21 protein-coding genes, 2 tRNA genes and 1 other annotated feature are annotated in these 23,837 nt (G+C 39.3%); of the genes, 14 read left to right on the top strand and 9 right to left on the bottom strand.

Annotated elements, in window-relative coordinates:
• Positions 1–206 precede the first annotated feature (206 nt).
• The 6 genes from H8S17_RS10720 to hflX all read left to right on the top strand — a co-directional run bounded on the left by H8S17_RS10720 (position 207) and on the right by hflX (position 8,051).
• Positions 207–2,276, top strand: a complete 2,070-nt coding sequence (locus H8S17_RS10720) for an ATP-binding protein (protein WP_186867301.1) — start codon at positions 207–209, stop codon at positions 2,274–2,276.
• Positions 2,277–2,350: 74 nt separating this feature from the next.
• Positions 2,351–3,940: a GGDEF domain-containing protein gene (locus H8S17_RS10725; RefSeq protein WP_186867302.1), complete on the top strand. Its 1,590-nt coding sequence runs from the start codon at positions 2,351–2,353 to the stop codon at positions 3,938–3,940.
• Positions 3,918–5,369 carry a methyl-accepting chemotaxis protein gene (locus tag H8S17_RS10730; protein WP_243238062.1) on the top strand — a complete coding sequence of 484 codons (1,452 nt, stop codon included), beginning with the start codon at positions 3,918–3,920 and terminating at the stop codon, positions 5,367–5,369. Before H8S17_RS10725 ends, H8S17_RS10730 begins: the two co-directional genes overlap by 23 nt.
• Before the next feature lie 35 nt (positions 5,370–5,404).
• Complete coding sequence (locus H8S17_RS10735) at positions 5,405–5,824, top strand: C-GCAxxG-C-C family protein (protein ID WP_186867303.1); 420 nt, start codon at positions 5,405–5,407, stop codon at positions 5,822–5,824.
• Positions 5,821–6,816: a tetratricopeptide repeat protein gene (locus tag H8S17_RS10740; protein WP_186867304.1), complete on the top strand. Its 996-nt coding sequence runs from the start codon at positions 5,821–5,823 to the stop codon at positions 6,814–6,816. Before H8S17_RS10735 ends, H8S17_RS10740 begins: the two co-directional genes overlap by 4 nt.
• Positions 6,813–8,051: a GTPase HflX gene (gene hflX / locus H8S17_RS10745; RefSeq protein WP_186867305.1), complete on the top strand. Its 1,239-nt coding sequence runs from the start codon at positions 6,813–6,815 to the stop codon at positions 8,049–8,051. Before H8S17_RS10740 ends, hflX begins: the two co-directional genes overlap by 4 nt.
• A 150-nt stretch (positions 8,052–8,201) precedes the next feature.
• Here hflX and H8S17_RS10750 read toward each other — a convergent pair whose 3' ends face one another.
• Complete coding sequence (locus tag H8S17_RS10750; RefSeq protein WP_186867306.1) at positions 8,202–9,866, bottom strand: 2-isopropylmalate synthase; 1,665 nt, start codon at positions 9,864–9,866, stop codon at positions 8,202–8,204.
• Between the two features lie 291 nt (positions 9,867–10,157).
• Positions 10,158–10,416 (bottom strand) — a binding site (T-box leader).
• 109 nt (positions 10,417–10,525) lie between these two features.
• Between H8S17_RS10750 and H8S17_RS10755 the strand changes: the two genes are divergently transcribed.
• A complete protein-coding gene (locus H8S17_RS10755; protein WP_186867307.1) occupies positions 10,526–10,813 on the top strand; it encodes a GNAT family acetyltransferase in 288 nt (95 codons plus the stop codon).
• 73 nt (positions 10,814–10,886) lie between these two features.
• On the opposite strand, the gene H8S17_RS10760 is transcribed toward H8S17_RS10755, so the two are convergent.
• From H8S17_RS10760 to H8S17_RS10775, 4 genes are all read right to left on the bottom strand, one after another.
• Positions 10,887–10,960 (bottom strand) — tRNA-Ile (locus H8S17_RS10760).
• 9 nt (positions 10,961–10,969) lie between these two features.
• Positions 10,970–11,049 (bottom strand) — tRNA-Leu (locus tag H8S17_RS10765).
• 88 nt (positions 11,050–11,137) lie between these two features.
• Positions 11,138–11,788, bottom strand: a complete 651-nt coding sequence (locus H8S17_RS10770; RefSeq protein ID WP_186867308.1) for a potassium channel family protein — start codon at positions 11,786–11,788, stop codon at positions 11,138–11,140.
• 20 nt (positions 11,789–11,808) lie between these two features.
• Positions 11,809–13,152 carry a TrkH family potassium uptake protein gene (locus H8S17_RS10775; RefSeq protein WP_186867309.1) on the bottom strand — a complete coding sequence of 448 codons (1,344 nt, stop codon included), beginning with the start codon at positions 13,150–13,152 and terminating at the stop codon, positions 11,809–11,811.
• A 185-nt stretch (positions 13,153–13,337) separates the two neighbouring features.
• Between H8S17_RS10775 and H8S17_RS10780 the strand changes: the two genes are divergently transcribed.
• Together H8S17_RS10780 and H8S17_RS10785 are read left to right on the top strand one after the other, a co-directional pair.
• The gene (locus H8S17_RS10780; RefSeq protein ID WP_186867310.1) at positions 13,338–13,904 is read left to right on the top strand and encodes a hypothetical protein; all 567 of its coding nucleotides are present in this window, start codon (positions 13,338–13,340) and stop codon (positions 13,902–13,904) included.
• A gap of 42 nt (positions 13,905–13,946) precedes the next feature.
• Positions 13,947–14,534 carry a DUF1653 domain-containing protein gene (locus tag H8S17_RS10785; RefSeq protein WP_186867311.1) on the top strand — a complete coding sequence of 196 codons (588 nt, stop codon included), beginning with the start codon at positions 13,947–13,949 and terminating at the stop codon, positions 14,532–14,534.
• On the opposite strand, the gene H8S17_RS10790 is transcribed toward H8S17_RS10785, so the two are convergent.
• Entirely contained in the window at positions 14,535–14,984 is a 450-nt protein-coding gene (locus tag H8S17_RS10790; RefSeq protein ID WP_178052005.1) for a CYTH domain-containing protein, read from the bottom strand.
• Between the two features lie 8 nt (positions 14,985–14,992).
• Complete coding sequence (locus tag H8S17_RS10795) at positions 14,993–15,544, bottom strand: DJ-1 family glyoxalase III (protein WP_186867312.1); 552 nt, start codon at positions 15,542–15,544, stop codon at positions 14,993–14,995.
• Between the two features lie 196 nt (positions 15,545–15,740).
• Between H8S17_RS10795 and H8S17_RS10800 the strand changes: the two genes are divergently transcribed.
• From H8S17_RS10800 to H8S17_RS10815, 4 genes are all read left to right on the top strand, one after another.
• Entirely contained in the window at positions 15,741–15,953 is a 213-nt protein-coding gene (locus H8S17_RS10800) for an alpha/beta-type small acid-soluble spore protein (RefSeq protein WP_178052003.1), read from the top strand.
• Positions 15,954–16,126: 173 nt separating this feature from the next.
• Positions 16,127–18,199 (top strand): DUF5722 domain-containing protein, encoded by a 2,073-nt coding sequence (locus tag H8S17_RS10805; RefSeq protein ID WP_186867313.1) that lies wholly within the window; start codon positions 16,127–16,129, stop codon positions 18,197–18,199.
• Positions 18,189–18,482 carry a hypothetical protein gene (locus H8S17_RS10810; RefSeq protein ID WP_186867314.1) on the top strand — a complete coding sequence of 98 codons (294 nt, stop codon included), beginning with the start codon at positions 18,189–18,191 and terminating at the stop codon, positions 18,480–18,482. The genes H8S17_RS10805 and H8S17_RS10810 overlap by 11 nt, the downstream gene beginning before the upstream one ends.
• A 74-nt stretch (positions 18,483–18,556) precedes the next feature.
• Positions 18,557–19,069: a hypothetical protein gene (locus H8S17_RS10815; RefSeq protein ID WP_186867315.1), complete on the top strand. Its 513-nt coding sequence runs from the start codon at positions 18,557–18,559 to the stop codon at positions 19,067–19,069.
• On the opposite strand, the gene H8S17_RS10820 is transcribed toward H8S17_RS10815, so the two are convergent.
• Both H8S17_RS10820 and H8S17_RS10825 read right to left on the bottom strand, forming a co-directional pair.
• A complete protein-coding gene (locus H8S17_RS10820; RefSeq protein ID WP_186867316.1) occupies positions 19,062–21,857 on the bottom strand; it encodes a leucine-rich repeat protein in 2,796 nt (931 codons plus the stop codon). The genes H8S17_RS10815 and H8S17_RS10820 overlap by 8 nt on opposite strands.
• A gap of 19 nt (positions 21,858–21,876) precedes the next feature.
• Positions 21,877–22,326, bottom strand: a complete 450-nt coding sequence (locus H8S17_RS10825) for a hypothetical protein (RefSeq protein ID WP_186867317.1) — start codon at positions 22,324–22,326, stop codon at positions 21,877–21,879.
• Between the two features lie 267 nt (positions 22,327–22,593).
• Between H8S17_RS10825 and H8S17_RS10830 the strand changes: the two genes are divergently transcribed.
• Positions 22,594–23,811: a DUF2130 domain-containing protein gene (locus tag H8S17_RS10830; RefSeq protein WP_186867318.1), complete on the top strand. Its 1,218-nt coding sequence runs from the start codon at positions 22,594–22,596 to the stop codon at positions 23,809–23,811.
• Positions 23,812–23,837 lie beyond the last annotated feature (26 nt).

A 23,837-nucleotide genomic window follows, 5' to 3' on the forward strand; every position in this document is an offset into this window, starting at 1 on the left:
GTACGATAGATCGTACGGTTTTGCTGTCTTGCGGATAACTTTGAAAATTGTAATATGAATCAATCTGCTTACTCTATCGGTTTTCCGATCGGGCAGGCAGATTTTTATGATAAAATAAATAGAAACGAGTAAGAATTGCTTTGCATAAAATTACTGCTATGATACAATAAAAGAACATATAAAAGGAAACTTTACAGAGGGAAAATATGCATAAGACGAAAAAGAATAAGAAATACACAGGAAAAATATATCGATATACGATGCTGGTATTTGTTATCAGTTTTCTGATATTAAACAGTTTTGTCCATTGGCAGATGCAATTACAAAAACAGACAAAAGAAGCAAAAGCAACCTATACAGCAGAAACAATGGTGCAGCGGATCGAAACATATTTAAACCAGTATCAGACGAAATCTGTATTGCTAAAGCAGATTGTAGAATCCGATGAAAATATGAATATGGTGAAGTTCGAAACGCTCGCAGATTTTATCATCAAGGGCAATCGTGCACTGCGTGGGATCGAACTTGCCAAAGATGGGATCGTATCAGAAGTCTATCCGGTAGAAAGCAATGCACAGGCGATAGGTCTGGATATCCTGACATATCCGGCACGGAAAGATTATGCAGCACTTGCTAAAAAGAGTGGAGAGTACGTGATGGCTGGTCCGTTAGAACTGATACAGGGTGGAACCGGTATGCTGCTGATCAATCCGGTCTATACGGTAGGTGCGGCATCCGAAAAGTCATTCTGGGGATTTACAATTTTAGTATTAGACTGGGATACCGTCATAGAAGAATTGAATTTAGATGGTCTGGATGATTCTTTTTATCATTACAGGATCTGGAATATGGATATCAGGACAGGAAAGCAGAATCTGTTAATAGAATACGGAGATGATGGATTGAAAGATGAACTGCTCGTATCCTGTGATATGAGAAATGATACATGGTATGTGGAAATAGAACCAGTCAATGGATGGTTTTCAACAACAGAATTTCTGGTCAACAGCATGATCTGTATTTTGTTATCGCTTTTTTTTGCAGTGCTCTTTTTACAATATGCAATACACCGGCAGGAAGAATTTGCCCACCATGAAGAAATGATGCGTGCTGCAAAGGAGATACAGGAAGCAAATGAGGTAAAATCAAGGTTTTTATTTAATATGAGTCATGATCTCCGGACACCGATCAATGCAGTCATCGGATTTACGGAGCTGTTAGAACGACATTCCGATGATGAGAAAAAAGTGACAGATTATGTAAAAAAAATACAGTTATCCAGCAATATCTTATTATCGATCATCAATCATGTCTTAGAAATGTCAAGGATTGAAAACGGAAAAGAAAGCCTGAATGAAGACACAGAAAGTGTAAAAGAACTGATCAGGACGATCGATGCTGTATTTGAAACAACGAGCAGACAGAAAAATATCACCTGCGAATATCATGTAGATGTGATACATGAATATGCGGTTTTTGATATGACAAAGGTAGAAGAAATCTTTTTAAATATCATGAGTAATGCAGTCAAGTATACACCGGAGGGCGGCCATATTACTGCGGATGTGACAGAAGTCTGTGAAAAAGACCATAAGGCTTTGTACCGCATTACAATTCAGGATACGGGAATTGGCATGAGTGAAGAATTTATCCCGCATCTGTTTGAACCATTTGCCCGCGAACGGACGAGCACCGAGAGCAAAGTGCTAGGAACAGGACTTGGAATGCCAATCGTAAAAGCATTGGTAGAATTGATGGGCGGTACGGTCAACGTGGAGAGTAAGGTTGGATGCGGTACGAAGATCTCTGTAGAATTATTTTTTGAGATTGCAGATGGTAAACGGGCGGAAGAAAGTGATCAGAAGCAGGAAATATCATCTACAGAAGGCATTGAAAATTTAGCAGGCAGGAGAATCCTTTTAGCAGAGGACAATCCATTGAATGCGGAGATCACAGTTACCTTATTAGAGGAGAGCGGATTATCTGTCGATCATGCAGAAGATGGAAAAATGTGTATTGAAATGCTGCATCAGAAAGAAGCCGGTTATTATGCAGCAATCTTAATGGACATACAGATGCCGCAGATGGACGGATATCAGGCAGCAAGAGCAATCCGAAAAGCTGATGATGCCTATGCATCGATCCCAATCATTGCAATGACCGCAAATGCGTTTGAGGAAGACCGTAAACTGGCATTAGAATCCGGCATGAACGATTATATAGCAAAACCGATCCGAATGGAAATTGTACTCGATGTATTAAAACAGTGGATATAAATAGAAAAATGGTCTATAATGGGCATATAGAAGTACTTGTATAGATGGGGAGAACCAGACAATGGAGGTTATAGATGAAAAATACCAGATACTCTGTTAGAAAAGTGATTTTCTGGTGTATGTGTGCTGCCTTTCTGGCAGTTTTAATTGTGTCTGGTATTTATGAACAGCACCATTCGATCAAATATCAGTATCGGGTGGTAGATGATTTTTCATACCAGACCTTAAAAGAAGATCAGACAGTGACCGCATCACATACGGTCACAGAAGAAATGGCAGGAAAGACGGTTGTATTTCATACATTTGATTCTTATGTAGATGCGAAAACTGACAGCCGGTTCCTGTATCACTTTGGAGAAAAACCGCTGGTCGGTAATTCACCGGGATCGTATTATCATTTTATTGAAATACCAGAAGATACGTTAGGAGAAAAACTTACAATCCGTATCAAGACGGTATATCCGCATAAGTATTCTGATACATATCAGTTCATGGCAGGGAATACATGGGATCTGGTAGTATCTTTTCTGAATAAAGAAATGCCCAATTTGATAACAAATCTGTTCATACTCATTTTTGGTGTGATCATGTGCAGTCTGTATGTTGTACAGAGGCGGATGGATCTGCATGGAGAGAAAAATCTCTATTTTGGACTGATGAGTATTGTATTCGTCTTATGGTCAAATGGATCATTATTTGCGGAACAGTTAATTTTCCGGAATGCAGTCATGCAGTATTATCTGAATTACTTTTCACTGTTTCTGCTGTTAATGATCGTGATTTTATATATCGAATCCATTGATGATAAGATTCAGTGTAAGTTTGAATTTGCCATGGCGGCGGCAGCGGTAGTTATCTGTGTGACATTACATTTTCTGGGGATTAAGGATTTTACAGAAACGGTGTGGCTGTTTTCGATTTTGATCGGGATTGATACGGTGATATTGATCATACATATTATCATACAGCAGAAGAAATATCATACTATCGGAAATACGGTACTTGTCCTGCTCATATTTGGAGTTTTAAATGTCATTGATTATGTCCTGCGTTCCACGCATGTAGAACGGTATACGATGTTTACAAAGATCGGACTGATCATTTATGTGTTCATTTCAGGATATTTAGGTATCAGGGATATGCTCAACGAGTTAGTACTTGCAAAAGAATCAGCCCTGTTAAAAAAGATTGCATATTTGGATAATCTGACAAAACAAAAGAATCGTTATGCCTTGGAACATGATTTAAAAGAAATGGAATTATCTTCTTTAAGTATCGTATCACTTGATCTGAATAATTTAAAAACCTGTAATGATACATTCGGGCATACGATGGGGGATCGTTATATCAAGGGTGCGGCGGATATCTTAGATTCTGTTTATCAGAACGTATACCGGGTAGGCGGAGATGAATTTATTGCATTGGTCAGTACACGTTCGAAAGAAGTCCTGCTTGAGAAGAAGAAAGAAATGCATAAAAAGATCGCAGAATATAATGAAAAAGAAAATGCGGCTCTGTTTTTACAGATCGCAAGCGGATATTCGTCTTATCAGGAGGGAGATGCTTCTTACGAAGATATCCTAAAACGTGCAGATAAAGAAATGTATCGGGATAAAAAACAGTTAAAGGAGAAGAAAAAGAATGACAGAGATGGAGAGGAATAATAAAATAGCCATGATGACGCATGGCATCAATGTGGGGATCATGATCACGTTTCTCATTTTGCAGGCTGTAGCAGGCGAATTAAGCATCATATATGTAGGAATCTTATGTCTGATCGGTTTTGCACCGGTAGCAGCAGAAGTTATATTTTGGAAAAAAGACCATAATACAGATATGATCAAACATTTTTTAGCGATCGGATTTGCTATTTTCTATTCCATTATCATATTTACTTCATCAAATGGAATGACTTTTCTATTTGTCATACCGATGATCCTGGTGGTAATGATCTATAATGATACGCGGTATATCATTATGATCAACACAGGAACTGTGATCGAAAGTCTGTTGTTAGCAATTTTAGGAGCAAAGACCGGAAAGTTTGGATATTCCGGTCAGGATAATGCAATCATACAGGTAGTCATTATGCTGATGGTTGGATTTTATTCTTATTTTTCTGCTAAGACATCTAGTGCAAACAGTACGCAAAAGATCGATGAAGCAAAAGACGCATACCAGAAGACAGAAAGTGTACTTTCAGATATTTCCCATATGTCAAAGGAGTTAGAAAACGGAATCAAAGATTTTGATCTGGGGTTAGAAGAACTGACAACAGTATCAGAATCAACAAGAGAGGTAATGCAAGAAGTTTCCAAAGGTGCAGGCGATACCGCAGATGCCGTACAGCGGCAGATGGAACAGACGGAGGCAATACAGACAAAAGTTGAGCAGGCAGATGAGGCAGCCGAAGGCATTACACAGAGTATGAAAAAGACATTAGAAGTCTTAGAAAACGGAACGAAGAATATCCTTTTATTAGTAGAACGTGCAGATGCATCAGTTGCAAATGGAGAAGAAGTTGCAGAAAAATTAAAGAATCTTGAAGGCTATATGGAACAGATGCACTCAATCGTAGAAGTAATCAGCGGTATCACTTCACAGACAAGCCTGTTGTCTTTGAACGCAAGCATCGAGGCGGCAAGAGCAGGAGAAGCCGGAAGAGGATTTGCTGTGGTTGCTTCTGAAATTTCAGGAATGGCAGTACAGACACAGGATGCGACGGTACATATCACGGAACTGATAAAAAATGTTTCCGATGCGATCACAGAAGTAGTAAATGTTGTATACCAGATGATCGACGGCATCCATGAAGAAAGGGAGTCGACAAAGAGTACCGCAGAAAGTTTTGACAGGATACAGGATAATACGTTTTCCATCCGTGACAATATCGACCATCTTGCGAGCCGTATCTTAGAACTGAAAAATGCAAATCAGGAGATCGTAGATTCTATCCAGACAATCTCTGCAATTTCAGAGGAAGTAACGGCACATGCAGGAGAAACAATGAATGCGGAAGAAAAGAATGCACAGATCTTAAACCGGATCAAAGCACGTATGAATGAACTTCAGGCATTGATAAAAGCAGAATAAGCATATAAAAAGTTGTTGGAAATGAGGAGTAAGACATGGATTTAACAGAAAAGAACTGCGTAGAAAAAGCATTGGCATATCATAAAAAAGGATATAACTGTAGTCAGGCAGTAGCCTGTACATTTTGTGGATTGATGGGCTTAGATGAAAGCATTGTATTTCAGATGATGGAAGGCTTTGGCTTTGGTGTGAGTGATTCCTATGGAACCTGCGGAGCAGTGACCGGCATGGCAGCAGTAGCCGGAAAACTCTTATCCACAGCACATTTAGATACGCCGGATTCGAAGCAGAACACCTATGCAAAGGTCAGAGAATTAAATAATACATTCCGTCAAAAGAACGGTTCTACAATCTGCAGGGATCTAAAGGGTATGGACACAGGCGAAGTATTACGAAGCTGCGACGGCTGTATCGAAGATGCTGTACGGATTCTTTGCAAGGAGTTTTTAAAATGATGAAAAAAAGAAATATACTGTTTGCAGGCGGAGTGATGCTTCTGCTTGCAGGAAGTTTTTTTACAGGATGTACCTCAAAGGAGCAGCGTTTAGAGAAAGAAACCGCATATCGTAAGATTGGGTTAAATGCAATGGAGGAAGGCGATTATGCAAAGTCTATTGAAGCCTTTAACAGTGCATTAGAGCAGGCAAAGGGAATCGGGGCAAATGAAGTGGATATCTGTTATTATAAGGCGGCGGCACAGTTTGCAGCAGGCGATTATACGAAGGCAGTCGAAACCTATGATGCCCTTCTTGAATATGATAAGAAAAATGCAGATGCTTATTTTTTAAGGGGCTGTGTCTATCTTAAGAAAAATGAAAGCGATCAGGCAAAGGAAGATTTTAAGAAAGCAGTCAAATATGCTGCGAATGATGAGATTTATTTATCAATCTATAACAGTCTTGCCGGTGCAGGCTGTACGGAAGATGCAAATGCCTATTTAGAAGAAGCGTTGGGAAAAAAGGCTGGACGTGATGCCAAAAATTATACAGTTAAGGGAAGATTTTACCTGATCAAGGAACAGTATGATAATGCAGTGGAACAACTTGTAAAAGCTGTTGAAAAAGGCGATGTGGAGGCAAATCTCTATTTAGCACAAGCATACGAAGCACTTGGAAATAGCACAGAGCAGGAAAAATGTATAGATGCTTACATCAAAGAATATCCTAAGAGCAGTGTTGCGTATAATAAGCAGGGATTAAATGCAATGGAAAGCGGAGATTATGAAACCGCTATTTCGGAATTTAGTGCAGGTTTAGAAGCAGATGAAGTGACAAATGAGCAGGAATTAAGAAGTAATCTGATCGCTGCATATGAATATAATTTAGATTTTGATAAGGCAAAGGAACTGATGCAGGCATATCTTGCAGATTATCCGGAAGATGAAGCAGCAGCGAGGGAATATCTGTTTTTGAATAAGGACAGGAATGAGGAGAATAACACAGAATGATTCAGTTAGAAGAAGCAAAGGAGCGTCTGATCTTAGTAGGTGTCAGCGAACAGGATGGAGATGATACCGAAGACTCCATGGAAGAACTAAAAGAACTGGTAGCTACCACAGGAGCATCTGTTGCAGGCATGGTCATACAAAAACGGGAAACGATGCATCCGGGCACTTATGTTGGCAAGGGAAAAGTGGAAGAAATAAGGGAACTTTTGATAGAAACACAGGCAACCGGTATCGTTTGTGATGATGAATTATCTCCGGCACAGCTTCGGAATCTGACTGATTTATTAGATGTAAAAGTCATGGATCGTACATTGATCATTTTGGATATTTTTGCCATGCGTGCATCGACGAATGAAGGAAAGATACAGGTAGAATTAGCACAGCTAAGATATCGGGCAACCAGACTTACCGGTATGGGACGTTCGATGTCACGTTTAGGTGGTGGAATCGGTACGAGAGGACCGGGAGAGAAAAAACTTGAAGTTGACCGTCGATTGATCGGCAGCCGTATTTCGCAGTTGAAGCGGGAATTAGAAGAAGTGCGGAAGCATCGTGAGATCAATCGTGGACAGCGGACAAAGAGTAAGATTCCGGTAGCGGCAATCGTCGGTTATACCAATGCCGGAAAATCTACATTGTTAAATACATTAACAGATGCAGATGTGTTAGAAGAAGATATGTTATTTGCAACACTTGACCCGACAACAAGACAGTTAGAACTTCCGGGCAAGCAGCAGATCTTACTGACCGATACGGTTGGATTTATCCGGAAACTGCCGCATCATCTGATCGAAGCATTCAAAAGTACCTTAGAAGAAGCAAAGTATGCAGATTACATTATCCATGTGGTCGATGCGTCGAATCCGCAGGCAGATAAGCAGATGCATATTGTCTATGAAACACTTCGGAGTCTTGGCGTGGAAGATAAGAAGATACTGACGCTGTTTAATAAGCAGGATGCAAGGACGGATGATGAACCGCTCCATGATTTTTTGGCAGATAAGACGATCAATATTTCTGCGAAATATGGTATCGGACTTGACGCAGTCAAAGAGGCACTTGCAGATTTTTTACGGGCGGATAAGATTTTAGTGGAACGTGTGATACCTTATCAGGATGCAGGAATCCTGCAGGCGGTTAGAAAGATGGGAGAATTGTTAGAGGAAGAATACCAGCCGGAAGGGATATTTATCAAGGCGTATGTGCCGATGGAATTATATGGGAAGATAAAGTAAGAGAATATAAGCCAGGCAGCTGTATCCCAGCGGAAAAGTACCATAGGTGTCTTTGCAAATGGTATGGAATTCTTATCAAAAATAGTGGGCAGTCCTTATATTGTATAAGGACTGCCCATTGTTATATTTGCAGTACTTTAAATCTGTGATCTATGCCTGAATCAGATCTGCACGATTGATCGCTGCGGTTAAGGCGTTGATAGAAGCTTTGATGATATCTTCGTCCATGCCGACACCCCAGATCAGTTTGTCATTGACGGTGATTCCGACATATGCCATAGCCTTTGAAGAAGAACCGCGGGAAAGTGCATGTTCTGCATATTCGGATAATTCATATGTAATATTAAAGTTCTGTTTTAATGCATTGCTGACAGCATCTAAACGACCGTTGCCTTTTGCAGTAACAGCTTTTGTTTCATTCTTGTAAGAAATTGAAACGCTTGCTTCAATGCCATCGTTCTGTTTGAAATGGCATTCAGGAATACAAAATACGCAGTCAACATCACGATAAGTTGATTTAAAGATATCGTAGATACGTTCAGCCTCTAATTCACTGTGTTCCTTATCGGAAACATCTTTGACACGATAACCGAATTCTTCTTTCATCTTATCAGGCAGAGAAATGCCATATGCATGTTTTAATACATAGCTGACACCGCCCTTACCGGACTGGCTGTTGATACGGATAACATCAGAGTCATAGGTGCGTCCTAAATCCTTTGGATCGATCGGAAGGTAAGGAACTGTCCAGTAAGGATCATTGCCGGTACTGTGGCACGCCATACCTTTTGAGATCGCATCCTGATGGGAACCGGAGAATGCGGTAAATACAAGATCACCGGCATATGGCTGACGCATCGGAACTTCCATATTTGTCAGTTCTTCATAAGTGCTTCTGATCTCTTTCATATTGTGGAAATCTAACTGCGGATCAACACCAAGAGAGTACATATTCATACCAAGTGTGACGATATCGACATTACCGGTACGCTCACCATTTCCGAATAATGTACCTTCGATACGGTCAGCACCTGCTAATAAACCAAGTTCTGCATCACTGATACCACAGCCTCTGTCATTGTGTGGATGTAAGGAAAGCAGTACATTGTCACGATATTTTAAGTTCTTGTTAAAATATTCTACCTGACACGCAAACACATGTGGCATGGAATGTTCTACGGTAGATGGAAGATTGATGATGGCTTTGCGGTCTTTTGTCGGCTGCCATACATCTAATACAGCGTTACAAACTTCAAGCGCATAGTCCATTTCTGTTCCGGTAAAACTTTCCGGTGAATATTCAAAAGAAATATTTCCTTTTTCATTTTTAGCAAGATCATAAACTAATTTTGCACCATCGACAGCGATCTGTTTGATCTCCTCTTTGGATTTTTTAAATACCTGTTCACGCTGTGCAACAGAAGTGGAGTTATATACATGTACGATGACATTCGGAGCACCGTCAATCGCTTCAAAAGTACGTTTGATGATATGTTCTCTTGCCTGTGTCAGTACCTGTACGGTAACGTCTTCAGGGATCATATTCCGTTCGATGATCGTACGAAGGAACTGATACTCTGTTTCTGAAGCTGCCGGAAAACCGACTTCTATATGTTTAAATCCGATATCTACAAGCATCTGGTAGAATTTTACTTTTTCCTCTAAGTTCATCGGCTCGATCAAAGCCTGATTACCGTCACGCAGATCGACACTGCACCAGATCGGAGCTTTTTCGATGGCATCCTTTTTCACCCAGTCATAACAGTCAACCGGTGGCATAAAATACATTTTTTTGTACTTCTCAAATCCCTGCATAATTTTTATATCCTCACTTTCGAAAAATTGATTTAGGCAGGCTTTTTATTATTTTATGTAACTATTCAAAACCCCACTCATATATTCGCAAAACCGCACGATAAATCGTGCTTTACCGCTGCTTTGCAGCTATTTTGCTCATATATGGGGCGGCGGCTCTATTCGAGCCACCTTACGAATCATAAAAACTGCTACTTACATGCAAGCATGACGTATCAATTTTTATGATTCTAAGGGGTTCTGAATAGTTACTGATTTACAATAAAAAAAGCCCTGCGCCTCTATGCGAACTTTAGAGACGTAAGACAATACTTACGCGGTACCACTCTAATTCATGAATAATCATCATGCACTCTACGGGTACGGGACAGCGTCCTTATACCTTCCCCACATAACGGCGGGCTTCCGTCTGACTCTACTCTCAATAGGATAAAAGATTTCAAGCAGCAACTCCAAGGCGAGTTCTCCATTCCTCATCTGTCATCTCACAGCAGCCGATGACTCTCTGAAATCTGATAGAACAGATACTATTCCTTTTCTTCGTCTTTATAAATGGTATCATAACACATTCATTTTAGAAGGTAAAGAGGAAAAAATAATTTTTTTGTGTTATAATCTTTCTATTAAACTGCAAAGCAGTCACTGAAGGAGGTTAGAAAATGATTAAGCGAAAAGATCTACTGGCATTTAATTTTTATAAAAAAGAAAAATTTACAGGCAGTTATCATGGAATGCGTTATCTGATACAAAAAGCAGAAGAAGGGGAAGAAACATTTTTTTCGGTATATACATGGAGTGGACCGTTTAATTTTGCAACAACAGAAGATGAAAAAAAGACAGAGAAACGTTTTCCGTTTCAGGAGGATTCCCTAGAAGCAATCACAAACTATCTGAATGAGGTATATGAAGCAGATAAGGGAAACTGGCCGAATGGCATTGAATTTTAACGATGTAAAAGTGATTATTTACTGATATTCAGGAAACAAAAAAAGCAGCTTAGATCATAAGCTGCTTTTTCAATGGGCTTAAGTGGACTCGAACCACCGACCTCACGCTTATCAGGCGTGCGCTCTAACCAGCTGAGCTATAAGCCCGTATTCTGATGCGGGTAACAGGACTTGAACCTGCACGGTCTCCCACCAGAACCTAAATCTGGCGCGTCTGCCAATTCCGCCATACCCGCAAGCGACTTGATAATAATACTTGCTTTTTGGAAAAATGTCAAGAGAAATTTTTAAATTTTTTGCCGTTTTTCATATTTCTTCATATTTTTATTTGTGATGGATGATCTTATCCATATCCCGCTGGTGTCCGAGCACCATTAAATGATCCTCTTTTCCAAAAACATAATCTGCATCAGGAAGGATCTGTGTGCTTGTTCCATGTTTGATACCGATGATGCTTAAGTTGTATTTTGTACGGAAATTCAAGCTACGGGCACTTTTTCCGATCCATTCTGCAAGTGGGGCAATCTCATAAATGGAATAACCGTCTGCAAGGTTGATATAGTCAAAGACTTCATCGGCACTTAAGCTGACCGCCAGTTTTTCAGCGATATCCCGATCAGGGAAAATAACTTCATCGGCACCGTTGCGGAGTAGGAATTTTGCGTGGATATCCCGGTTTGCTTTGCTGACGATATGTTTTGCACCGAGATCTTTTAAAAGGCTTGTGACTTCAAGACTGTTCTGGAAATTGTTTCCGATACAGACGATGCAGAGATCAAAGTTAGAAACACCGAGGCTTTCTAAAACTTTGATATTTGTGCAGTCACCGATCTTTGCACTTGTAACATATGGAAGCAGATCTTCTAATCTTTCCTCACATTCATCGACGATCATGATCTCATTGTTTAATTTTGAGAGGTTCATGCATAGATGTGTACCAAAGCGTCCGAGTCCGATAATTAAAATTGATTTCATAATAAAATCCTCCTGATAATTTAACCAATATTTATTTTTTCTGCAGGCTGCATAACGTGTGCGATTTTCTTTTTATCTGTAAAAGACATGGCAAAGGATAAACTGCCGACACGGCCTAAATACATAAGCAGGATCACAACCATACGGCTGATCATGTTTAACTGTGTGGTCAGCCCGGCTGTCATGCCGACAGTACTGATCGCTGAAATAACTTCTAAAAGAGTGTCCAAGCCATTGAAATTCTGCAGGGCGCATAAGATCAATGCAGCTGTTGTCGCTAAAAAGAGGTTGGTGCAGAATACAGCAGCTGATTTACGAAGTGCATCATCTTCTAAACGTCTGCCAAAGATATTATAACCGACAGTACGGGTCAGGTTCGCTTTTAAATAAACAAGCAGGACAACGATCGTGGTTACTTTGATACCGCCGGCAGTGGAACCGGGGGCACCACCGATAAACATAAGGATCACAGTCAGCAGTTTGCTCGCATCGGTAAGACCACTGACATTTACCGTATTGAATCCGGCAGTTCGCGGCGTAACTGCACAGAAGAATGAACTTAAGATCTTTCCTGTCATGGTCATGCCGGCAAAAAGATCATCATGTTCGATCAGATAAAATAACAGTGCACCGGCAAATAATAAAAACAGATCTGCGGTCAGGACAATTTTTGTATGCAGGGAGTATTTACGGAAATGCAGTCTGTGCTCATACAAGTCATTCCATACGACAAAACCAATGCCGCCGATTATGATCAAAAGCATGATCGTGATCAGGACAATGGGGTGATCGTACCAGCCTGTCAGGGAAGAAAACGCTTCATAACGGCCCATCAGATCAAATCCAGCATTGCAAAATGCAGAAATGGAGTGGAAAATACCATAGTAAATACCCTGTAAGAGTCCCATTTTCGGAATAAAGCATAGTGCGAGGATCAATGCACCAGTCAGTTCAAAAAAAAGTGTGCCGATCACGATACGTTTTGTCAGACGGACCATACCGCTCAGTTCAATGATATTTAAACTTTCACGGATCAGACCACGCTGTGCCAGACCGATTTTTTTACGAAGAATCATGGAAACCGTAACACCGATCGTAATAAAACCAAGACCACCGATCTGGATCATCGTAAGAATGACAAGCTGTCCAAAGAGTGACCAGTGGCTGAATGTATCAACGACGACCAGACCGGTGACACATGAAGCACTTGTGGCGGTAAATAATGCCGTCATAAAAGGCGTATATTCACCGGAACGTGAAGAAACCGGCAGCATCAAAAGCAAAGCGCCGATCAGGATAATGATAAAAAAACCAACAGCGATCAGCTGCATACCGGAAAGCCGTTTTGTTAATTTTGAAAACATAATTGTGTATACCATCCTTTATTTGGACTAAGAATACTGTTATTATAAGTTCCTTAGTTTCTTTTGTCTACAATTTTGTGAAATTTAGTTGTATCTGATAGAGGGATTGATTATAATGTGATACAAGGGGCAAGAAGTCAGAACTCGTTCCTGCTTGCAGGAAAAGAAAAACAGGGGAAAATCATATGGATATATTAACGATCATCATTATTGTAGTCGGTATCATTATAAAAGCCGGCAGATCAAAAGAAAAGAAAAAGCCGACACCGGCACAGCAGCAGGCTGTCAATAGCAGGAATCAGCAGAAAAAGCAGATGGAAAGCAGCAGAAAAGCATTTGAAAAGCAGCAGCAACAGGCACGTTACAAACAGCAGCAGATCAGACAGGCAAAGCCACAGACGACAAAAGCTGACAAACAAAAAGAATTAAAGAAACGGTTAGAGGAAAAATATACCAGCTATCGTCCACAGACCTATCAGAAACCGGTGAAAACAGAGAATACGATCTTAGAACGTGCCAAGGGAAATGTAGAAGAAGATGCAGTCGATGAATTGAAAGAACTAGATACCGCACTTCATCAGGCAGCAGGTGCGAAAACAATGCAGGAAAATGCTATTGCTAAAGATTTAGAAGAAGATACACTGATGGATCAGGTATATGATCTGATGGTTACCGGATATAATGGAAATATGGAATTTGACCGTGACTTTTTAGCAGAGGCAATGGATATGCTGAATCGTATTCAGGGCTAAAAACAGTATTACATACATAATGAACAGAAAGAAGGAAACAGAATGGATAGACAGATACCAAGACCGGGAGAGATTTACATTCATTTTAAAAAGAAGGCATACCAGATCATTTGTGTTGCCAGTCATTCGGAAACCAGAGAGAAAATGGTCGTATATCAGGCATTATATGGAGATTTTGGCTGTTATGTCAGACCGCTTGAGATGTTCTTAAGTGAAGTTGACCATGAGAAATATCCGGATGTAACACAGAAGTACCGGTTTGAATTAGCAGACGAGGTCAAAGAAAATGCACCGGAAGATACAATGGCAAAAAGTTTAGAAGTCAATCCGCATCAGGTAGATATTGTGGATCTAAGCAATGATGAGCCGGCTGTAAGTGATGCAGAGGGAATGAAAGAAACAGAGGAACAGGCAGACCCTGCACTGCTTGTATTTTTAGATGCAGATACTTTAGAGGAAAAATACGAAATATTAAAATCGATGCGGGATTCCATGACTGACCGTCTGGTAGATGATTTTGCAGTCGCACTTGATATCGTGATACCGGAAGGAAACTTAAATATCCGTTATCAGCAGCTTTTAAGCAGTGTGCGTACCATGCAGAGATTTGAGAACACCCGATTCCGGTAATCAGGGTGTTCCTTTGCTTAATGTGCTGTTATGGTATTTCGTGGAAAATGTCACATCTTCTGAAAACCATTCCGGCGGAGTAAAATTATTTGCTTCGTCTTCGCTGTCAAATTCCACTTCTGCTAACATGAGTGGAGCAAGCGAATCTAAAAATATATCTAATTCAATCGTATATTTTTGTTGATAAGGAATTTTATAGCGGATCTTGTGGATCAGGATGCCGTCTGCTTTTTTACGAAGATGCAGATAAGCGTCCTGATTTAAAGGAAGATTGTATTCCTCACGTACCATAAGACCGGAACCTTTGTAAGTTAAAATATAATCATCATCAGCTTTGCGGATACGGACAACAGGATCTGTGGATAAATATCCCTGTTCGATTTCTTTATGTGGAAAAGATGCATAATCATCCGGCAAAGCACGGATCAGATATTTTCGTTCAATTTCCATGGTGGCTCCTATTTTTTATAGACTAATTTCTGGCAAAGTTCTTCGACTGCGGCATCATCTTTTAAATATTTGACAATGGCAAGTGCAAAGTCGATCGAAGTACCCATACCGCGGCTGGTGATCACATTGCCATCAGTAACAACTGGATCGGTAGAAGTGATGGCACCTGTTAATTTTTCTTCAAAACCCGGATGGCAGGTCGCATGTCTGCCCTGTAAGATTCCGGCAGCACCAAGAACAGAAGGAGCAGCACAGATCGCACAGACTAATTTTCCTTTTGCAAAAAAGTCTTTTACAATAGAGGTAACACCTTCGTGCTCGCCTAAGTGGATCGTGCCCGGCATTCCACCCGGAAGAACGATAGCGTCATATTCATCAAAATTTACATTTTCAAAAGTCGTATCAGCAATAAATGGGATTCCATGGGAACCTATGACAGATGTGCTATTATTGATCGAGATCATCGTGATCTCAAGACCTGTACGGCGTAATGTATCTACAACGGTCAGTGCTTCGATCTCTTCACAGCCGTCTGATAAAAAAATACCTGTTTTATTCATAAAACAACCTCCTGATCATTTTTCATTTCTTTAAGAATATTTCCTTTTTTAAAATCTGTCAATAAAAAATCATGGTGAAACTTTCCAATCATAAAATCAGAAAAATGTTTCATACTATTCTCAGGATAAACAAATAAAGTTTATCCGAAAGAAAAAACCGGTATGACCGGGCAGAAAACTATGGAGGTGTACAACTATGACAAGTTCAAACAGAACAAATAAAGTTGAGGTACCAGAAGCAAAGGAAGCATTAAACCGTTTTAAACAGGAGGTAGCTTCTGAATTAGGAGTTCCTTTAAAAGAAGGTTACAACGGAGATCTTACTTCAAGACAGGCTGGTTCCATCGGTGGAGAGATGGTTCGTAAAATGATCCGCAGTCAGGAAGAAAAAATGTCTTCTTCTAAATAACATTTAAGAAGATCAGGCAAAAGTAAAAGCCGGAATACGAGATCACAGGTTTCGTATTCCGGCTTTTTAAAATTTCCTTAAGTATGCATACATATTCTTGCAATCTATGTTTGGTCTGATATACTAAAAGAAGGATCAAGATACGTGAAACTAAAAAAGGGGAAGAGAAGATTATGAAGAAGAAAATTTCAGTCCTTGCAGTAGTCCTATGTATATTGGCAGGCATATTTTTTATAACAGAAGATACCTTTGCAGCAGGAACAAAAGTATATGAAACAGATATTTTTTTCAGGGAAAATGGAAGTGATGTATCAGGTGAGATGAAATCCTTCCATATCTATAGTGACAGGGAAAACCTGCTGCCGCTCAATCAATTCCAAAGACCGGGATTTACATTTGTAGGCTGGAATACCAGACCGGGAGGAAAAGGAACTGCTTTTGCAGATGGAGCAGATGTGCGTACATTAGCAACGAAAGAGAAGAATAAAGATACCGTATATCTGTATGCACAGTGGAAAGCAGCAGGATATCATATCACCTATGTAATGAATGGCGGTAAAAATGCAGCTTCAAATCCTTCGGAGATCAGTTTCAACAAATCCTTTACTTTAAAAAAACCGAAGCGGAAAGGATATTATTTTGCAGGCTGGTATTTAGATAAGAAATTTAAACAGAGTATCGTAACGATCAGTCAGGGTACGACAGAGGATTTTACCCTATATGCAAAATGGATCAAAAAAGGAAAAGAATATCAGGCGAAGTCAGATTCTGCAAAGTTAAAATCCTGTAAGGCAGCAGGCGACAATCTGATTAGTGTAACAGGTACGGTTAGAAAGCGGTTGAAAAGTTCTGATGAATATTATTATTTAGTACGTGTAAATCCAATCGATGGGGCAGTCGAAGAACAGGTTGGAAAAGTATATAAAGATAAATCCGTTCATTTTCAGATCGACATCGGAAGTGTAACGGAAGACCGTACCGGTGCGGCAGCAGGCTATTATGCGGTCGCAGTTAAAAAAGGTGTATCTTATCAGACGATCAGTGAGAAATTACCGGTATCCAATCCGGAAAAACTTGCAGAAAATACGATGGCTTATCAGGCGGGAAGTACGAAGAAAGGCTTGCAGTCCGATAATATCAGCCAGCTTACGGCTACAAGATCAAAGAATGCATTTATGAATCTGTACATATCATCTGTTGTCAATGGTTCTGGAAAAAGAAGTTATTATTATCATGGAAAGAAGTATACATTCTGTGACCTCAGCGGTTTTGAAAAAAATGTAAAGGCATGTAATGACAAAGGGATCAATGTGACCATGCAGATCAATCTTGACTGGAAATTAGGTTCGTATCATTATCTGATCGCTGAAGAAGCCAGAACAAAAGGACATACACTTTATGCATGGAATACAGCAGATAAAAATGGCAGGGAAGGCATGGAGGCAGTTTTTTCCTATATTATGAGCTGGCTGGAAAAAGATGACTGTCATGTGGATAACTGGGTGCTTGGAAATGAAGTCAATTCCTGTGATGTATGGAATTACAAAGGAAATATGGCAAAAGAGAAATTTATCAATTCTTACGCGACAGCGTACCGTTCTCTTTATAATATTGCAAGATGCTGCTGGTCAAATACAAAGGTATTTATCTGTTTAGATCACTGCTGGTCATGTGCGGATGCCGGTTACAGTGCAAAGAGTTTTATGCAGGAGTTTGCCAAAGATATCAAGGCACAGCAGAAAAATGTCAACTGGAATCTTGCGTTTCACCCATACTGCCAGCCGCTTAAGAAAGCTGCATTCTGGAAAAACAGCGGTATACAGGATTCTGTCGACACAGCTTATATCAATATGAAAAATATTCAGGTGCTGACAGATTTTGTGCAGAAGAATTACGGCAAAAAAACAAGGATCATCTTAGCGGAACAGGGATACACATCTAAGGCAGGAAAAGATGTACAGGCAGCAGCTTTTGCCTATGCATACAAGATCGCTGCATGTAATCCGATGATCGATTCCTGTATTTTCCGGTCATATGATGACAGTGATAAAGCAGAAGTGGCACAGGGACTTACCTTAGGGATCAAAGGCAAGAAAGCCTATAATGTCTATAAATATATGGATAGTACGAGAGAGGCAAAATATACAGATCCATATTTAAAGACGATCGGTGCAGAAAGCTGGAATGCGATCGTACCGGGGTATAAATTAGAGCATTTGACGGAGAATTACCGGAATGTACAGTAAAAGAGAAAGGGAGATTAGGATATTGAGAGAAAAAATCAGCAATATTTATTTTGGTATAGGACTTACTATAGTTGCAGTTTGTTTGTATATGATTAATTTTACAAAATATGCCAATGCTAAATTGACAGTATACATGATATATTTTGGACTATTTTTGGAATTGATAGCTGTTATATTAAAACAGCCTAAATTTACAAAGAGAAGGGCAATCGTAATGGCAGTATCGGTGATAGTCATTTTGATGATCGCTGCGGGTCTTTATTATGTTGCTACAATGATATAGAGTGATAAGATCAGAGGTAAATCAAGATGCTTGACTATATAAAAACAATGCTTTTGGTTGCAGTCTTTTATATAATGTACATAAAAATTTCTTACTGTGGCTGGAAGTGGCTGAAAAGGTATTTGGTGCTTAGTGAAGCGGTCATTTTAGCGTTTTTATTACGCACATTTGGAATTGGGCTGGAAGATTTTATTGAATGGGTGATATATCAGATCTGTTTTTTGATTTTTGTCATATTAAAATATAAGAAAGATAAGGATAAGCGTTATGAACTATATGATATTTTAGGTAGATCGGATTTTAAAATTACATTATTTACGAATACAAAATTCATCAGGGAAGAAGGATACAAGAATCTGATAAATCTGTTGAGTAAAGTGCTTTTATGTCCTTTAGAAAAAAGCAATAACAGCGTAGTGATCAGTATAGATCAAAACAAAATAGTACTGAATTATCTGTTCAAGAACCAAAATGATTATCTCCATTTTAAAGAACATTTAGAAGAACTTCATATTCAGATACAAGAGGAACAGATAAAACAGTACTATAGAAGTCTTTGTGTGGCAGAACCGTATCTGCCTATTTGATCTTTAGCCCTTTGCTCTTAAACCATTTCCGATAGGCAGCTTTTTTCTTTGCAGGCACAGTTACGGAAACTTTTTTGGATATATTTGTAAAAGCCTGTTTGCCAACGCTGTTTTTCTTAAGAAGATTGCTCTTTATTTTTATGGTTTTAAGGGTGGAACATTTATAAAATGCCCGGGTGCCGATGCTTTTGATATTTTTAGGAAGAACGATCTTTTTTAAAGAGGTACATCCGTAAAATGCATTTGCACCGATGGCGGTCAGGTTTGTTCCAAGGGAAACGGTTTTTAGTTTTGTATATTTGTAAAATGCTTTTTTCTCAATCTTTGTAACCTTATAGCTGTACTCATTTGTATGTATGATAGCAGGAATGGTTACAGAGGTTATTTTTTTAGAATCCGCACCGGTACAGGAAACAGCATAGTTTTCTGTGCCTTTTAATTTTGAGGTTATTTTATAATGTAAGCCATGCAGGGTAAATGTATCTCCGATTTCTGCGCTGGAAATATCAAGGTCATAATCATCATTCTCATCGCCATAATAGCCATCATTGCCGTCTGTATTACCGGAAGAACTTCCTGATTTCGCAGGAATGGTTACAAAATCTCTTTTGTCGCCACATCTTTTGCAGTGGATCGATTTTTCACCATCGCTTGTTGCAGTTGGTGCGATATCTATCGTAAATTCAGTATCCCAGTCATGACCAAGTGGAAGAAGTGTTGTATCAGACCATGAGATCGGCTTCGTACAGGCTTCATCTTCAAACAATTTGTAACATTCATCACATAGGTAATAAGCGATATTACCTATATTCTGACAGGTAGGTGCAACTGCCTTGTGGTAGGTTAAAATATGATCACAGGCAGCATCTCTTGTGACAGCTGCCCCAATACTGTCTGCAATCGGAGAATAATTTGAAGCATAGGAAAGAATGGATAGGGTCAGATTAGAACCATTCACACCTGACCATATATCATCTAATACAACGGGTGCTGTCGTAGACAAGAATGTAATATTTGTAAGCCCAGTACAATCTGTGAATGCACCACTTTCTATTTTTTCAAGTGTTTTAGGAAACTGAAAAGCAGTAATCTGTGACTGGCCGGCAAAGGCATTTTTGTCTAGGGCTGTGACATCATAAGCGGTATCGTTAATGGTGATCGTATGTGGTACTTTTATTTTTCCTGAGAGGGTACTTGTGGGACTTGCACTGACATAAGCGGTACATCTTCCGTTTGCATCCTGACGGATTGCATAGTTTAATCCATTTTGTGTTGCACTTGCAACGATGGTATGTTCGTATTCTCCGACTTTTACTGTAAATGTCGTTTTTAAACGGACATTATATTTTGGATAGATCGTGAGTGTCACAGTGCCCGGACGAAGAACCTGCAGTTCATTATAAGGAATATTTTCAAAAGAATCAGGGACGGACAGGATAGATGCATCGGAAGTTTCGATGACCATTTCCTGATAATCACTATCACCATTTGTAACATTAGGCCAGCAGTAGATGATGGAACCTACCGGATTGTCAGCGGGAAAAGTTTTCACGAATCCGTTTGAGGTCAATTTGTTATTTTTCCATGTGATAGAATAATTTGTTGGTGGTGCAATGCAGATTGTATCACCACATACAGAGCATTTTCCGGTCTGTTTCCCATCTGCATTGGCATTGCCATAGACATAATCATGTGCAGTTGTTGGAATGGATTGTGTTATGGTATCATCACAAATACTGCAATAGAGAACGTCTGAACCGGCGGAACTACAGGTAGGCGGAGTGTGTGATGATAAAGTTCTTGTATGTTTACAGGAAACAGTGACGGTCGCAGAAATTTTTTCTACTCCATCTACAGAAGTAGTGATCGTAGTAGTACCGCCTCTTAATCCGGTTACAACACCACTGTCTGATACGGTAGCGACTCGTGGATCAGATGAGGTAAATGTAAACGTATCTAATGCCCAGAGATAGCGTATAGCTCGATTACGGACAAGTTTGACCTTTGGAACAAGTGTTGTAGATGTATCGGTATCAATAGAAGTGTTTCCTTCTAAAACATAGCCATCAATATAGGAATTGGAAACTTCTATTTTCTGCATGACATCAGAAGGAGCATCCTGCATGGTTTCATCTAGTCCATCTTTCGCAGATAATTCTCCTGCTAATGTATCAGGATATTTTGCTGCGGTTGTTTCAAAACCTCCTAGTCCGATGTATTTGAAATTTGGATTGATCAGGCTGGTATAATGTCCGGTTGTTTTTTCTAAGTTTTGTGCAACCCAGTCTGGTTTTTCACTAGCCCATAAAAGAATACCTTCGATCATATCTGCCTGATAATAGTAGGATAAATTTTCCGAACTAGAAGCAATTCCGTTATATTGAATGGACATTGTATTTTCATTATTGAGTCTGTCATGGCCGGAATCCATAAAGGCATAGGCAATGCCGGCTTCTACCGCACGGATTTTAGCAACGCTTTCTAAATCTCTTGACCATTTTAAGGGGGTATAATCTTCTGGTGTCAGCATACGGCTTTCATCTCTTGGATCAGGTACATTTCCACTTTCGCAGGCATCTTTCCGGATCGCATTGACTTCATCTAATGCCATCTGTGCCTGACTGAAATAACTTCCATAGACACCTAACAGGGAACAGTCTGTTGCTGTCGGTGTGATAGGAACATCTAAAATGGCAGCAGCATGGACTGCTGTTGGAAGGCTGGTAAGTGTGACAGACAACGTAAGCAGGAAAGCTGCGATGCCTGTGATGATTGTTCTGGTTTTCATTTGGGTTATCTCCTGTTTTTCATTTGTATGTATGATTATTATACATCAATCTGGTTGAAAATAGAGTATTCTTATCTAAAAAGTTTGTTGACAAATATTTTTTGATGGTATGACATGTACAAACTGTCAGAACAGAAAAAAGCACTTCTTCTGCCTGTTTGAAATATCTGTCATCTGTCGCAGTAATTTTTTTACCCTGCTTTATGCGTTCTTGTTTACGGGCATATATTGCTTTTATAATACTTACGATCTTTACATGATCTCCGCTTAATATCGCTGCCTTATATTCCTGTTCCCGTAGTTTTTCATCTGAAATATCCTTTTCACTGATATCTGGAATAGATTTTATAAATTTCATGGCATCGTCCTTCGTGATAATATGACGGATCTGTCCATCAGCATGTCCCACATTTTCAATCTGGCAGATACCTTCAGGTATTTTTACAACATAGTCACCTTTGTTATACATAGCTTCACTTTCCCTTCGAATTGATCATTTTATGAAATCAAAGTAAATCTGATAGAAAAAAGGACTATTTCACTCGGTAGCATTTGAATGAAACAGTCCTTTTCATATAAATTATACTCGGTTTATATGAAATATTTTAACAGCTTTTTAATTTTTTTGTAAGTAAATTTTAGAAAAACATTGCCGGTTCATATCCTATCAGACCTTTACAGAACAAAAAACATAAGATATCCTAATAGAAAACAGCAGAATACGAGGGGGTATATCATGCAGGAAATAAAATGTCCAAAATGTGGTGAAGTTTTTGCAGTAGATCAGACAGGCTATGCACAGATTTTAAATCAGGTCAGAGATAAAGAATTTGAGAGGGAACTTGGCCGCAGAGAAAAGAGTCTTGTAGAAAAACAGCAGAGTGATCTTGAATTAGAGCGTATCAAACAGCAGAAGAAATTCGATCAGGAACTATTAGCAAAAGAGGACGAGATCAAGCAGTTAAAAGCCAGATTAGAAAACGGTGAAACTGAAAAGAAATTAGCAGTATCAGAAGCCCTGCAGAAAAAAGACCATGAGCTGAATGAAAAATCAGAAAAGATCACAGAACTTAAAAATCAGTTATCCACGAAAGAGATGGAGTTAGAATTAAATCAGAAATCTTTAAAAGAAAAGTATGAAGATAAATTAAAACAGAAAGATGAACTGATTGAATATTATAAGGATTTTAAGGCAAGACAGTCCACGAAAATGGTCGGGGAAAGTTTAGAGCAGCATTGCTTAAACCAGTTCAATTCACTTCGCATGACCGCATTTCAGAATGCCTATTTTGAAAAGGATAATGATGCAAGGACAGGCAGTAAGGGAGATTTTATTTTTCGTGAATCCTCTGATGGGGTGGAATTTATTTCGATTATGTTTGAAATGAAAAATGAAATGGACGAAACGGCTACCAAGCACAAAAACGAAGATTTCTTAAAAGAACTCGATAAGGACAGAAGGGAAAAAGGATGTGAATATGCCGTATTGGTTTCTCTGTTAGAGATTGATAATGAGTTATACAACAACGGTATTGTGGACGTTTCTTATAAATATGAAAAGATGTATGTGATCCGCCCACAGTTTTTTATCCCTATGATCACGCTGCTTCGGAATGCGGCATTAAATTCCCTGCAATACCAGAGAGAACTTGCAGTTGTGAAAAATCAGCAGATCGATATTGTACATTTTGAAGAAAATATGAATAGTTTTAAAGAGGGATTTACCAGAAATTACCGGCTGGCAAGTGAAAAGTTTAATAAGGCGATCGAAGAAATCGATAAGACAATCTCTCATCTGCAAAAGACGAAAGAGGCATTGCTTTCCTCTGAAAATAATCTGCGTTTAGCAAATAATAAAGCGGAAGATTTAAGTATTAAGAAATTGACAAAGAATGCTCCTTCTGTGAGGGAAATGTACGAAGAAGAAAAACAGAATTTACAGGAATGCCATTAAAGGCATTAGCAGTATCGGAGGGTACC

It is taken from the genome of Roseburia zhanii (assembly GCF_014287635.1).
GTDB classification, from domain to species: Bacteria; Bacillota; Clostridia; order Lachnospirales; family Lachnospiraceae; genus Roseburia_B; species Roseburia_B zhanii.

Bases quoted from the DNA above. Each gene is read 5' to 3' on its own strand.
- H8S17_RS10720 (WP_186867301.1), top strand. From the start codon at position 207: ATGCATAAGACGAAAAAGAATAAGAAATACACAGGAAAAATATATCGA.
- H8S17_RS10725 (WP_186867302.1), top strand. From the start codon at position 2,351: ATGAAAAATACCAGATACTCTGTTAGAAAAGTGATTTTCTGGTGTATG.
- H8S17_RS10730 (WP_243238062.1), top strand. From the start codon at position 3,918: ATGACAGAGATGGAGAGGAATAATAAAATAGCCATGATGACGCATGGC.
- H8S17_RS10735 (WP_186867303.1), top strand. From the start codon at position 5,405: ATGGATTTAACAGAAAAGAACTGCGTAGAAAAAGCATTGGCATATCAT.
- H8S17_RS10740 (WP_186867304.1), top strand. From the start codon at position 5,821: ATGATGAAAAAAAGAAATATACTGTTTGCAGGCGGAGTGATGCTTCTG.
- hflX (WP_186867305.1), top strand. From the start codon at position 6,813: ATGATTCAGTTAGAAGAAGCAAAGGAGCGTCTGATCTTAGTAGGTGTC.
- H8S17_RS10750 (WP_186867306.1), bottom strand. From the start codon at position 9,866: ATGCAGGGATTTGAGAAGTACAAAAAAATGTATTTTATGCCACCGGTT.
- H8S17_RS10755 (WP_186867307.1), top strand. From the start codon at position 10,526: ATGATTAAGCGAAAAGATCTACTGGCATTTAATTTTTATAAAAAAGAA.
- H8S17_RS10770 (WP_186867308.1), bottom strand. From the start codon at position 11,788: ATGAAATCAATTTTAATTATCGGACTCGGACGCTTTGGTACACATCTA.
- H8S17_RS10775 (WP_186867309.1), bottom strand. From the start codon at position 13,152: ATGTTTTCAAAATTAACAAAACGGCTTTCCGGTATGCAGCTGATCGCT.
- H8S17_RS10780 (WP_186867310.1), top strand. From the start codon at position 13,338: ATGGATATATTAACGATCATCATTATTGTAGTCGGTATCATTATAAAA.
- H8S17_RS10785 (WP_186867311.1), top strand. From the start codon at position 13,947: ATGGATAGACAGATACCAAGACCGGGAGAGATTTACATTCATTTTAAA.
- H8S17_RS10790 (WP_178052005.1), bottom strand. From the start codon at position 14,984: ATGGAAATTGAACGAAAATATCTGATCCGTGCTTTGCCGGATGATTAT.
- H8S17_RS10795 (WP_186867312.1), bottom strand. From the start codon at position 15,544: ATGAATAAAACAGGTATTTTTTTATCAGACGGCTGTGAAGAGATCGAA.
- H8S17_RS10800 (WP_178052003.1), top strand. From the start codon at position 15,741: ATGACAAGTTCAAACAGAACAAATAAAGTTGAGGTACCAGAAGCAAAG.
- H8S17_RS10805 (WP_186867313.1), top strand. From the start codon at position 16,127: ATGAAGAAGAAAATTTCAGTCCTTGCAGTAGTCCTATGTATATTGGCA.
- H8S17_RS10810 (WP_186867314.1), top strand. From the start codon at position 18,189: ATGTACAGTAAAAGAGAAAGGGAGATTAGGATATTGAGAGAAAAAATC.
- H8S17_RS10815 (WP_186867315.1), top strand. From the start codon at position 18,557: ATGTACATAAAAATTTCTTACTGTGGCTGGAAGTGGCTGAAAAGGTAT.
- H8S17_RS10820 (WP_186867316.1), bottom strand. From the start codon at position 21,857: ATGAAAACCAGAACAATCATCACAGGCATCGCAGCTTTCCTGCTTACG.
- H8S17_RS10825 (WP_186867317.1), bottom strand. From the start codon at position 22,326: ATGTATAACAAAGGTGACTATGTTGTAAAAATACCTGAAGGTATCTGC.
- H8S17_RS10830 (WP_186867318.1), top strand. From the start codon at position 22,594: ATGCAGGAAATAAAATGTCCAAAATGTGGTGAAGTTTTTGCAGTAGAT.